Annotated in this window: 8 protein-coding genes; 7 read left to right on the top strand and 1 reads right to left on the bottom strand. The window is 63.7% G+C overall.

The genetic code is table 11. The annotated features are described in order from the left end of the window. Positions 1-47 precede the first annotated feature (47 nt). From G3545_RS03835 to G3545_RS03825, 3 genes are all read left to right on the top strand, one after another. Positions 48-890: a hypothetical protein gene (locus G3545_RS03835; RefSeq protein ID WP_170010006.1), complete on the top strand. Its 843-nt coding sequence runs from the start codon at positions 48-50 to the stop codon at positions 888-890. A gap of 43 nt (positions 891-933) precedes the next feature. Continuing rightward, entirely contained in the window at positions 934-1449 is a 516-nt protein-coding gene (locus tag G3545_RS03830) for an acyltransferase (RefSeq protein WP_170010004.1), read from the top strand. Positions 1450-2069: 620 nt separating this feature from the next. Next, positions 2070-2684: a polysaccharide biosynthesis/export family protein gene (locus tag G3545_RS03825; RefSeq protein ID WP_246702678.1), complete on the top strand. Its 615-nt coding sequence runs from the start codon at positions 2070-2072 to the stop codon at positions 2682-2684. Between the two features lie 444 nt (positions 2685-3128). Here G3545_RS03825 and G3545_RS03820 read toward each other — a convergent pair whose 3' ends face one another. Next, complete coding sequence (locus tag G3545_RS03820) at positions 3129-4628, bottom strand: phosphomannomutase/phosphoglucomutase (RefSeq protein WP_170010002.1); 1500 nt, start codon at positions 4626-4628, stop codon at positions 3129-3131. A gap of 588 nt (positions 4629-5216) precedes the next feature. On the opposite strand from G3545_RS03820, the gene proS reads away from it, so the two are divergent. The 4 genes from proS (at position 5217) to dnaE (ending at position 12353) form a co-directional block, all read left to right on the top strand. Next, positions 5217-6539 carry a proline--tRNA ligase gene (gene proS / locus G3545_RS03815; RefSeq protein ID WP_170010000.1) on the top strand — a complete coding sequence of 441 codons (1323 nt, stop codon included), beginning with the start codon at positions 5217-5219 and terminating at the stop codon, positions 6537-6539. 173 nt (positions 6540-6712) lie between these two features. Beyond that, the gene (locus G3545_RS03810) at positions 6713-7936 is read left to right on the top strand and encodes a lipoprotein-releasing ABC transporter permease subunit (protein WP_170017889.1); all 1224 of its coding nucleotides are present in this window, start codon (positions 6713-6715) and stop codon (positions 7934-7936) included. Positions 7937-7939: 3 nt separating this feature from the next. Next, a complete protein-coding gene (locus G3545_RS03805) occupies positions 7940-8620 on the top strand; it encodes an ABC transporter ATP-binding protein (protein WP_170009998.1) in 681 nt (226 codons plus the stop codon). Positions 8621-8915: 295 nt separating this feature from the next. Further along, on the top strand, positions 8916-12353 hold the full coding sequence (dnaE, locus tag G3545_RS03800; RefSeq protein WP_170009996.1) for a DNA polymerase III subunit alpha: 3438 nt from the start codon (positions 8916-8918) through the stop codon (positions 12351-12353).

The raw sequence follows: 12353 nt of genomic DNA, 5'->3' as shown, positions 1-12353 counted from the left end.
TCTCGGTCATGATCCGCCCGTGAAGGAAGCGCCAGCGAAAGTGAGCCATGAATATCCTTCTTCTGACCACCGGTATTCTGAAAGGGGATACGATCCCACCGTTGGATCGTCTGCTCGGATCGCTCGACCGGGCAATCAACGTGCTCCCGAATGACAACGTCCGCCTGATTCTTCTCGTCCAGAACTGTCCCGAGGGTAAGTTGCAAAGCGTGGCCGCCGACTGGCCGTCATTCGTTGCGCCGATCTCGATTCCCAATATCGTCTCGCTGTCGGCGGCTCGGAATATGCTGCTCAGGGAAGCCGAGCGCGGTGGCCATCTCAAGGCGGCCGAGATGGTCGCCTATCCCGATGACGATTGCTGGTACCCGGAGGAGACGCTGCGGGCCATCGCCGACCGATTCCGGACCTGTCCGGATCTGGATTTCCTGTTCTGCCGCTACGCATCGAAGCCGCTGATGGGCGGCATGGAGGCCGGGATGATCCTGACCGCGAAGGCACGGCACGTCGTCCGCAACGCGTCCTCTAACACGATCTTCTTTCGGGGCCATATTGTGCGCGCGATCGGGGGCTTTGATGAGATGCTCGGCGTGGGTACCCCCAACAATGGTGGGGAAGACGTCGAGTACGCCATCCGTGCCTACCTGAAGGCACGACGGACCGACTTTGTGGATGCCGAGATCGTCGGGCATCGCGACAGGGATACCGGCTTGCGTGCGAAATATTATCGCGGCGCACTCCTCGCCATTCGTCGGCATGCAATCAAGGATGCCGGCGTTGCCGGGGAATATCTCCGAAAGATCGCGGTTGGCCTGGTCCTGATGCTCCGCGGCGAGGTAAAGCTCGGCGAGTTCATCGGCTCAAATCTGGCAGTCGCGGGCCGGTCGCAATAGCGGTCGACCCGATCAGTGCTGAATGCAAAGCGAGGATCTTCTGATGAAGCTTCGGAGTCTGAATCAATTTTCTTGGCTCAGAAGGTTTCTGGTGAAACTAAAGTATTTTTACTACACAAAATTATGGGGGATGGATATCCACCCCACGGCGACATATTCATTGAGCGTCCGATTCGATAAGACCTTCCCGAAAGGGATACATATCGGTGAGATGACCTATGTCGCGTTCGATTCCGCGATATTGTGCCATGACCGTACGCGAGGGCTCTACCTGCATACGCGAATCGGGAAGAATTGCTTCATTGGTGCTCGCAGCATCATCTTGCCTGGCATACAGATCGGCGATGAATGCGTGGTCGGGTCGGGCAGCGTCGTCACCAAGGACGTGCCCCCGCGCTGCGTCGTTGTGGGCAACCCGGCCAAAATTATTCAGGAGAACATCGAGGTCGGCCCGTACGGGCGGTTTCTCTACGCCGATCAGCCCGGCTATGTGAAACCCTCTCGTTCGCCACTGCAGCCTGCAACGGTGTCGGCCGAGAGCGCGACCGCCAGCTCCTGAGCGGCCGTGCCGGTCGCCGGGCCCTCATCTGCGCGGCAACGCTCGATGTAACTGCTGACAATGAAACCAAGGGTGATGATGGCTCATCGATGGAGCCCGACATGCACCGCCGTTGCACCAAGTATTGTGATGCCGCGTAGATTATCGACAAAAGCGCGGCGTTCCTGGTGCATTTTAGGAGCGGTCATATTTCCTTCATCGTTTAAGTCGGCTTCCACTGTCAGTTCGGTTAGATTGAGTTTCTTCAATGACACAGAGGCTGCAATAATGACCTGTCGGCAACCGCAAGCAGGTCAAGTTCTGGATTTGTCTCTTCTGTCGTGACCTTGACGGTTCGACGCGAAGCCGTAACTTGAACGTTGAATCAACGGGGAGCGGCCTGCAACGTTATGGATAGTGACTCGCCCAGACGTTCTGGTGTGGCCAAGCGATGGCCCTGCGACATTCAATCTGTATTCTTTGGTTGGGAAGGATGTAAGTTGAGACTATACATTAGTCTCGAGCTTGAAACGCACTGTCAGTCTTGTCCCCGATGTTGACACAATTGTCGGTGCTTTGTGCGCGCGGTTATGTAATTCTTAGCGTCTTGGCGACGGATGAAACAATAGAGTTCATTGCAAATGACGCGTAATTTCGTAGCATATCTGTCTTTGCCTGTTGGTGCTAACTGCCGTCGGTTATCCGTATTGGCAATGATGGCATTTTTAGTTGCCGGCTGCGCCGGCGGCCCGGCACCCGGCTCTGCCGCTGGGGCGGCCGGTGCGTCTAATGTCAGCGAAAGCTACACACTGGGCGTTGGAGACAAGCTGCGGATCACCGTGTTCAACGAGGATACGCTGTCAGGCGAGTTCACGGTCGATTCCAGCGGCTCGGTCGCCATGCCGCTGATCGGCACCATGAAGGCCGTTGGCATGACCCAGCGGCAGCTGGAAGAGGCCATCACCGCAAAACTGCGCGGCGGCTATATGCGCGATCCCCGGGTGAACGTGGAAGTTCTGACCTATCGGCCCTTCTACATTCTGGGCGAAGTGTCGAAGCCCGGTGAATACCCCTATCGCAACGGCATGAACGTGATGAGCGCCGTGGCCGTGGCGGGCGGATTTACGTATCGCGCGAATGACAGCACGGTCTACATACGCCGGGCAGGAAGAAGCGACGAGCAGTCCTATTCGGTCACGACGACGACGATGGTCAATCCGGGCGATATCGTGCGCGTGCCGGAGCGGATTTTCTGATTGAGGCTGGCGCCTCCATTCGGGGCGGGAGGCCGGGTAGCGGGCCGGCGATGCGCAAGGCCCACGATCCAGCGCGCCAGTATCTCGAATGGGCGCGCATCCCGCGGGCCGGATCGGTTCGGTGAGGCAAGCCGCTCGCCCGAGTTTCACCTTGGGCGGCACGTTGCCGACCATCTTGCGCTGACGCTGGAACAAGCCTGCGTCGGACCGCGGGGAGGGCGCTACCCCGCATGACCAGTTTGCCGAGCTGAACTCAAAGCCGAGAATGATGACCTAATCGTCAGCACTGAACTGCTGATCGTTTAGGTTCGAGAGTTGCAATAGCTTCGGGATAACGCTCGCCCGAACGTTCTCGTACGAGAGTGTCAGCCACCGGCTTGATCGTCCTCCGGAGAAGCCGATGGCGGCACCGGGACATGCCCGGTGCCGCCGCTATCAAGCCCGTCAGATGGTCTGGTTGTACGCGCCGACTTCCGGGTTCTCGCGTACCACCGCGTCGATCTCCTTGAACATGGCGTGCATCTTCGCTTCCGAGATCGGGCTCTCGACGACGACCACCAGCTCCGGCTTGTTGGATGAGGCCCGCACGAGCCCCCAGGTGCCGTCCTCGGTGACGACGCGAATGCCGTTGACGGTGACGAGATCGACGATCGGGCTGCCCGCCATGCTGTCGCCGGAGGCTTTCTTGGCCTCGAACCGCTTCAGGACCGTGTCGACGACGCGGTATTTCACCTCGTCGTCGCAATGCGGCGACATGGTGGGCGAGCCCCATGTCTTGGGCAGTTCGTCATACAGATCGGCCATGGATTTATCGCGGTTGCGATCGAGCATGTCGATCACCGCGATCGCCGTCACCAGGCCGTCGTCGTAGCCGCGCCCGATCGGCGCATTGAAGAAGAAATGGCCGGATTTCTCGAAGCCCGCCAGCGCGTTGAGATCGGCAACCCGGCGCTTGATGTGGGAGTGGCCGGTCTTCCAATAGTCGGCTTTGACCCCGCGGGCCAGGAGTTCCGGATCGCTCGCGAACAGGCCAGTTGACTTCACGTCGACCACGAACGTCGCCTCGGGATGGAGCTTCGACAGGTCGCGGGCCAGCATGACGCCGATCTTGTCGGCGAAAATCTCGTTGCCATTATTGTCGACCACGCCGCAGCGATCACCGTCGCCGTCGAAGCCGAGGCCGACATCGGCACCGGTCTCCTTCACCTTCGCCGCGATGGCATGGAGCATCTCCATGTCCTCGGGGTTCGGATTGTACTTCGGGAAGGTGTAATCGAGCTCGGTGTCGAGCGGCACCACCTCGCAGCCCAGCGCCTCGAGGATCTGCGGCGCGAAGGCGCCGGCCGTGCCGTTGCCGCAGGCGGCCACCACCTTCAGCTTGCGTGAGATTTTCGGCCGGCTGGTCAGGTCCTTGAAATAGCGGTCGAAGAAATTCGGCACAAAGCTGTAGGCGCCGCCGCCGGTCAGGTCGAAATCGGCCGCCAGCACGATCTCCTTCAGCGCGCTCATTTCGTCGGGGCCGAACGTCACCGGGCGCTGCGCACCCATCTTCACGCCGGTCCAGCCATTGTCATTGTGCGAGGCCGTGACCATCGCGACGCAGGGGACGTCGAGCTCGAACTGGCCGAAATAGGCCATGGGCGACATGCAGAGCCCGATGTCATGCACCGTGCAGCCGGTTGCCAGCAGGCCGTTGACGAGCGCTTGCTTGATGGAAGCGGAATAGGCGCGGAAATCGTGCCCGGTAACGAACTCCGGCTTCACGCCAAGGCGCTTGACGAGCGTGCCCAGGCCCATGCCGACGGCCTGAACCCCCATGAGGTTCAGTTCCTTGCCGAAGAACCAGCGGGCATCGTACTCGCGGAAGCCGGTCGGCTTCACCATCGGGAACGATTCATACTCATAGGTGTTCGGCGAAAGCGCAGGCTGGGGTATGGGAAACATGGATCGCCAGATTCCTGTCGTCAGAGGTGGGAAAGCAAAAATCGTTGCTGGAGAATGATGACTGCGCCACGACGGCCGCCGCCGGTGACCGCCACGCAACTCCCGCTTCCATCGTTGTGCACGAGCGGGATGGTATCACAACCAGTGATGCGCGGAGTTGCCGTGCAATCGTCCAGCGGACGAATTGTCCCAGCGCCGCCGGTCGAGCCTCTTATTCTGCGTAGCACCAACGATCTCGCGCGAAAGAGCCAAGTTGTTCATCCACTGCAACCATACTGCGGGGGAATTTCAATTCAAGATGCGGCGGTGCAGCATGAATCTACGGTAGTTTGATCTTAGAGATGATTTCGTTAAAGTCGGACGGGTGGCCTCTACGATCTGGCTCTATCACTGGATCGCAGCGGGCAGGCAGGCATCCACGCCCGGCGACCGACCTGATCAAGCGCAAGGCGAGCCACGACGAGGGGCGGCGAGGGAGATGCTCGCAGCCCTTCCCCGCCGCGAGGGCTTGTTTTTTCGTGGGCGATCCGGTTTCACTCGGACCGCCCGGCGCCGTCTGTCCGAGATGGCCGAATCGTGAGTTTCGTGATGCGTCTGTCCCGCTATTTCCTTCCCATCCTGCGCGAGGTTCCGAAGGAAGCGGAAATCGTCTCGCACCGGCTGATGCTGCGTGCCGGCATGATCCGGCAGGAAAGCGCCGGCATCTATGCCTGGCTGCCGCTCGGCAAGCGCGTGCTCGACAAGATTTGCGATGTGGTTCGCGCCGAGCAGAACCGCTCCGGCGCCATCGAGATCCTGATGCCGACCATCCAGTCGGCGGATCTGTGGCGCGAGAGCGGGCGCTATGACGACTACGGCAAGGAAATGCTCCGCATCAAGGACCGGCACGAGCGCGACATGCTATTCGGCCCGACCAATGAGGAGATGCTCACCGAGATCGTCCGCGCTTATGTGCGCTCCTACAAGGATCTGCCGCTGAACCTCTACCACATCCAGTGGAAGTTCCGAGACGAGGTACGCCCGCGCTTCGGTGTGATGCGCTCGCGCGAATTCCTGATGAAGGACGCCTATTCGGTCGATGTCGATTTCGAGACCGCGGTCACCGCCTATAACCGCATGTTCGTCGCCTATCTGCGCACCTTCGCCCGGCTCGGCCTGAAGGCGATCCCGATGGTGGCCGACACCGGGCCGATCGGCGGCAATCACAGCCACGAATTCATCATCCTCGCCTCCACCGGCGAGAGCGAGGTGTTTTGCCACGCCGACTATCTCGACATGGCGACGCCGGGCACCGATGTCGATTTTTCTGATGCAAAAGCGCTGCAAACCCTCGTGAACCAGTGGACCAGCCTTTATGCCGCCACGGAGGAGAAGCACGACGAGGCGGCGTTCGCGCAGGTGCCGGAGAATCGGCGGCTGTCGGCGCGTGGCATCGAGGTCGGGCACATCTTCTATTTCGGCACCAAATACTCCGAGCCGATGGGCGCCAAGGTGGCCGGCCCTGATGGCGTCGAGCGGCCGGTCCATATGGGCTCCTACGGCATCGGCCCGTCGCGCCTGGTCGCCGCGATCATCGAGGCCTCTCACGACGAGAACGGCATCATCTGGCCAGAAGAGATCGCGCCGTTCCGCGTCGGCCTGTTGAACCTCAAGCCTGGCGATGCCGCCACCGACGCGGCGTGCGACAAGCTCTATGCCGAGCTCCAGGCCCGCCAGGTCGACGTGCTCTACGATGACACCGACGAGCGTCCCGGCTCGAAATTCGCCACCGCGGACCTGATCGGGCTGCCCTGGCAGATCATCGTCGGGCCGAAGGGGCTCGCCGCTGGCACGGTCGAACTGAAACGCCGCGCCGACGGTTCGCGCGAGACCTTGCCGCTCGATGCGGTGCTGACGCGGGTTTTGGGATGAGGGCGAACGGGGGCGGAGAGGCGGCCGCCACCGGCCGCAAGAGCGCCCCCCGCCAGGGGGCGCCGCGGGCCGAGGCGCCGCGCAAGGAAGCCCCGCGCCGCGAGGCGGCCCCGAAAGCTCCAAAGGAGCGGCAGGAGCCGACCGGCACGCGCCCGTTCAGCGCTTTCGAATGGATGCTCTCGCTGCGCTACCTGCGCGCGCGGCGCAAGGAAGGCTTCATCTCCGTCATCGCCGGCTTCTCCTTCCTCGGCATCATGCTGGGCGTGGCAACGCTGATCATCGTCATGGCGGTGATGAACGGCTTCCGCACCGAACTGCTCGGCAAGATCCTCGGCCTCAACGGCCATTTGCTGGTGCAGCCGATCGACAGTCCGCTCACCGATTTCGACGAGGTCGCCAAGCGCATTGCCGGCGTGCCGGGCATCAAGCTCGCCGTGCCGCTGGTGGAAGGGCAGGCTCTGGCCTCGTCCGCCTTCAATGCCAGCGGCGTGCTGGTGCGCGGGCTGTCGGAGGCCAATCTGCGCGCGTTGCCTTCGATCGGCAGCAATATCCGCCAGGGCACGCTGGAGGGCTTCGACACGGGCGAGGGGCTGGCCATCGGCAAACGCCTCGCCGACCAGCTCTCGGTGCGGGCAGGGGACAACCTCACACTCGTCGCCCCGCGCGGCACGGTGACCCCAATGGGGACGACGCCGCGCATAAAAGTCTACAAGATCGCCGCGGTGTTCGAGATCGGCATGTCTGAATATGACAGCGCCTTCGTGTTCATGCCGCTGGCGGAATCGCAGGCCTATTTCAACAAGGATGGCGACGTCACCGCCATCGAGGTCTACACCGACAATCCCGACAATATGGATTACTTCCGCAAGGCGGTGAACGATGCGGCCGGCCGGCCGATCTATGTGGTCGACTGGCGACAGCGCAACGCCACCTTCTTCAACGCGCTGCAGGTCGAGCGCAATGTGATGTTTCTCATCCTTACGCTGATCGTGGTGGTGGCGGCCTTCAACATCGTCTCGGGCCTCAACATGCTGGTGAAGGACAAGGGCCGCGACATCGGCATCTTGCGCACCATGGGGGCGACCCGCGGCGCGGTGATGCGCATCTTCCTCGTCACCGGCGCCGCCATCGGCGTGGTCGGCACCTTCGCCGGCTTCCTGCTCGGCCTCGTGGTGTGCCTGAATGTCGAGGAGATCCGGCAGTTCATCTCCTGGCTGACCGCGACCGAGCTGTTCTCGCCCGAGCTCTATTACCTTAGCCGGCTACCCGCCGAGATGAATGCTGGCGAGACCGCGACCGTGGTCATCATGGCGCTCATCCTCTCCTTCCTCGCTCCGCTCTACCCGTCCTGGCGCGCCGCGCGCATGGATCCGGTGGAAGCGCTCCGCTACGAGTAGACGATGGCCTCCGCTCTCCGTCTGACCGGCATCGAGCGCCGTTACGTGCAAGGCGAAGGCACGCTCGACATCCTGCGCGGCGCCGACTTCGAAGTGATGGAGGGCCAGTCCGTCGCCCTCGTCGCGCCGTCCGGCACCGGCAAGTCGACACTGCTGCACATTGCCGGTCTGCTGGAGCACCAGGACGCCGGCGAGGTACTGATCGCGGGTCGTCCCACGGCGGGCCTGCCCGATGCCGATCGCACCCGCATCCGGCGGCTCGATGTCGGCTTCGTCTACCAGTTCCACCATTTGCTGCCGGAATTCTCGGCGCTCGAGAATGTCATGCTGCCGCAGATGATCCGCGGCCTCACCAAGCGCGAAGCCTCGGTGCGGGCAACCGAGTTGCTCAGCTATCTCGGCCTTGCCGAGCGGCTGCAGCACCGCCCGGGCGAGCTCTCCGGCGGCGAGCAGCAGCGCGTCGCCATTGCCCGCGCCGTGGCGAATGCGCCGCGCGTGCTGCTTGCCGACGAGCCGACCGGCAATCTCGATCCCAAGACCAGCGCCCATGTGTTCCATGCGCTGTCCCAGCTCGTCGAGGCCACCGGCCTCGCGGCAATCATCGCCACCCACAATATGGACCTCGCCAGCCAGATGCATCGGCGCGTCACGCTCCGCGAAGGGCGGGTCGTCGAGCTCGTCTGAGACTGGCATTAGGATTTCGGTAACGACGAACGAGAACAGATGTGGAACGGATTTGACTCTGGAACGGAAGGGCAACAATGTTCTTCCTATGTTCCATGGAGGTCGCCATGATCCGCATCCTGCTCCGTGAAGTCGCTGCGCTCTCGTCCATCGGCCTGTTCGTCGCCATGATCGGCGCCTGGGCCGGGTTGATCGGCGGCGCCTGAGGAAGACGGGGACTGCACGGCCAGCACCGTAGACGCGGCCGCGCGGTATCCCCACCATTCGCCGGATCGAGTCGGCGAGGAGAGTGGCGATGGCAGGGTCTGAGCTTGGGTTCGTGCATCTGCACGTCCACTCGTCTTTCTCGCTGCTCGAAGGCGCGCTCACCATCGGCAAGCTCGCCGAACTGGCGAAGAAGGACAAGCAGCCGGCTCTCGCGCTCACCGACACCGGAAACCTGTTTGGTGCGCTGGAATTCTCCGAGAAGCTGGCCGGCTCCGGCATCCAGCCTATCGTCGGCTGCGCGGTGGCGGTGGACTTCGCCGATCAGCAGAACGCCCGCGGGCCGCAAACGACGCGGCCGCGCATCGTTCTGCTCGCCGCGGATGAGCATGGCTGGCGCAACCTCATGGCGCTGGTCTCGCGCAGCTATCTCGACACCGCCACCGATGGCGCACCGCATATCCGCAGTGCGTGGCTGGAGGACACGACCGATGGCTTGATCGCGCTTACTGGCGGGCCGGATGGCCCGATCGACCGGGCGATCGCGTCGGGCAATGGCGAACTCGCCGAGACCCGGCTGGCCACGCTGGCGCGCCTGTTCGGCGACCGGCTTTATGTCGAGGTCCAGCGTCACGGCGCGGCCGAGGAGCGGGCGGTGGAGGCCCAACTGCTGGAACTGGCCTATCGAGCCGAACTGCCCATCGTCGCCACCAACGAACCCTTCTTCGCCAGCACAGACGACTATGAGGCGCATGACGCGTTGGTCTGTATCGCCGAGGGCCGGCTGGTGGCCGAGAGTAACCGCCGGCAACTGACCCCCGAGCACCGCTTCCGCACCCGTGCCGAGATGATGGCGCTGTTTGCCGATCTGCCCGAGGCGCTGGCCAATACGATCGAAGTGGCGCGGCGCTGCGCCTATCGCCCCCGCACCATCAAGCCGATCCTGCCGCGCTTTACCTTTGACCGCGACGAGGCTGAGGAACTGCGCCTGCAGGCGGAGGAGGGGCTGGCCCGCCGGCTCGCCGTGCACGGCACCGCGCCCGGCCTCGACGAGAAGGTCTATCGCGACCGACTGGCCTTCGAGCTGGAAATCATCACCCGGATGCAGTTCCCGGGCTACTTCCTCATCGTGTCGGACTTCATCAAATGGGCGAAGGCGCAGGGCATCCCGGTCGGGCCGGGGCGCGGCTCGGGCGCCGGCTCGCTGGTCGCCTATTCGCTGACCATCACCGACCTTGATCCGCTGCGCTTCGGCCTGCTGTTCGAGCGCTTCCTCAATCCCGAGCGCGTCTCGATGCCGGACTTCGACATCGATTTCTGCCAGGAGCGGCGCGACGAGGTGATCCGCTATGTGCAACAGCGCTACGGGCGCGATCAGGTGGCACAGATCATCACGTTCGGCACCTTGCAGGCGCGCGGCGTGCTGCGCGACGTCGGCCGCGTGCTGGAGATGCCTTATGGCCAGGTCGACAAGCTCTGCAAGCTGGTGCCGCAGAACCCGGCCAATCCGGTGACGCTGGCCCGCGCCATCGATGACGAGCCGCGCCTCCAGGCCGAGCGCGATTCCTCGCCGGTGGTGAAGCGCGCCTTCGACATCGCGGTGCGGCTCGAAGGGCTGAACCGCCACGCCTCGACCCACGCGGCCGGCATCGTCATCGGCGATCGTCCGCTCGCCGAACTGGTGCCGCTCTATCGCGACCCGCGTTCTGATATGCCGGTTACGCAATACAATATGAAGTGGATCGAGCAGGCCGGACTGGTGAAGTTCGACTTCCTCGGCCTCAAGACCCTGACCGTGCTGCAGACCGCGGTGCGCCTGGTGGCGCAACGCGGCATCACGCTCGATCTCGGCACCATCCCGCTCGACGACAAGAAGAGCTACGACATGCTCACCCGCGGCGAGACGGTGGGCGTGTTCCAGGTGGAAAGCTCCGGCATGCGGCGCGCGCTGGTGGACATGAAGCCGGACCGGCTGGAGGACATCATCGCCCTCGTCGCGCTGTACCGCCCGGGCCCGATGGCCAATATCCCGGTCTATTGCGCGGTGAAGAACGGGCAGGAGAAGGCGGAGTATGTCCACCCCGCGCTCGAGACCAGCCTGAAGGAAACGTACGGCGTCATCATCTACCAGGAACAGGTGATGCAGATCGCGCAGACGCTGTCGGGCTATTCGCTCGGCGAAGCCGACCTGCTGCGCCGCGCCATGGGCAAGAAGATCCGCGCCGAGATGGACAAGCAGCGCGAACGCTTCGTCGACGGCGCGGTGGAGCGCGGCGTCACCAAGGGCAAGTCATCGGAAATTTTCGACCTGCTCGCCAAGTTCGCCGACTACGGCTTCAACAAGAGCCACGCGGCGGCCTATGCCCTGGTCGCCTACCAGACCGCCTATATGAAGGCGAACTACCCGGCGGAATTCATCGCCGCGTCGATGACGCTCGATATGTCGAACACCGACAAGCTCGGCGAATTCCGCCAGGAAGCGCAGCGGCTCGGCATCGTGGTGGTGCCGCCGTCGGTGAACCATTCCGGCCGTGAATTCGCGGTGCGCGACGGCAAGATTTATTACGCGCTAGCCGCCATCAAGGGCGTCGGCGGCCATGCGGTCGATGCCATCGTCGAGGCGCGCGGCGAACGGCCCTTCGCCGATCTCGCCGACTTCGCCGCCCGCATCAATGCCAAGGCACTGAACAAGCGGACTTTGGAAAGCCTGGTCAGCGCCGGCGCGTTCGATACGGTGGAGCCGAATCGTGCCCGCGCGCTCGCCGCCATCGATCCGGTGCTCGCCCATGCGGCGCGGCTCGGAGCGGACGCCGCGGTCGGGCAGAACGACATGTTCGGCAGCGGCGCGGCGCGCGCCAGCCTGCCATTGCCCAACGCCGAGGCGTGGCTGCCGGCCGAGCGGCTGCAGCGCGAATACGATGCCATCGGCTTCTTTCTCACCGGCCATCCGCTCGACGATTACGCCCCGGCACTGGAGCGCCTGCGGGTGCAGCGCTGGACCGACTTCACCCGCTCGGTACGCGCCGGCGCCGCCGCCGGCCGGCTCGCCGCGACCGTCGTCAGCCGGCAGGAGCGCCGCACCAAGACCGGCACCAAGATGGGCATTGTCGGGCTTTCCGACCCGTCCGGCCAGTTCGAGGCAGTGATCTTCTCGGAAGGGCTGGCGCAACTTCGCGAGGTGCTGGAGCCCGGCACCGCGCTGCTGCTCCACGTGTCGGCGGAGTTGCAGGGCGAGGATGTGCGCGCGCGGATCCAAAGCGCCGAGCCGCTCGATGCCGCCGCAACCAAGATGCAGAAGGGGCTGCGCATCTTCCTGCGCTCGCCCGATCCGCTGGAGAGCGTCGCCGCGCGGCTCAATTCGCTCGCGGGCGGCGGGCGAGGGGACGGGCAGGTGGCTTTGGTGCTGCTGCTCGGCGAGCGCGGCGACACCCAGGTGGAGGTGAAGCTGCCCGGCCGCTTCGCCCTGTCGCCGCAGATCGCCGGCGCCATCAAGGCTGTGCCCGGCGTGGTGCAGGTCGAGGCGCATTAG

It is taken from the genome of Starkeya sp. ORNL1, from assembly GCF_012971745.1.
Classification (GTDB): domain Bacteria; phylum Pseudomonadota; class Alphaproteobacteria; order Rhizobiales; family Xanthobacteraceae; genus Ancylobacter.
The sequence above is the reverse complement of the archived record's forward strand: the minus strand, read 5'-3'. Positions and strand labels throughout refer to the sequence as shown.

Coding starts and splice junctions, on each gene's coding strand:
- proS (WP_170010000.1), top strand. CDS start 5,217: ATGCGTCTGTCCCGCTATTTCCTTCCCATCCTGCGCGAGGTTCCGAAG.
- G3545_RS03820 (WP_170010002.1), bottom strand. CDS start 4,628: ATGTTTCCCATACCCCAGCCTGCGCTTTCGCCGAACACCTATGAGTAT.
- G3545_RS03805 (WP_170009998.1), top strand. CDS start 7,940: ATGGCCTCCGCTCTCCGTCTGACCGGCATCGAGCGCCGTTACGTGCAA.
- G3545_RS03810 (WP_170017889.1), top strand. CDS start 6,713: ATGCTCTCGCTGCGCTACCTGCGCGCGCGGCGCAAGGAAGGCTTCATC.
- G3545_RS03835 (WP_170010006.1), top strand. CDS start 48: ATGAATATCCTTCTTCTGACCACCGGTATTCTGAAAGGGGATACGATC.
- G3545_RS03825 (WP_246702678.1), top strand. CDS start 2,070: ATGACGCGTAATTTCGTAGCATATCTGTCTTTGCCTGTTGGTGCTAAC.
- dnaE (WP_170009996.1), top strand. CDS start 8,916: ATGGCAGGGTCTGAGCTTGGGTTCGTGCATCTGCACGTCCACTCGTCT.
- G3545_RS03830 (WP_170010004.1), top strand. CDS start 934: ATGAAGCTTCGGAGTCTGAATCAATTTTCTTGGCTCAGAAGGTTTCTG.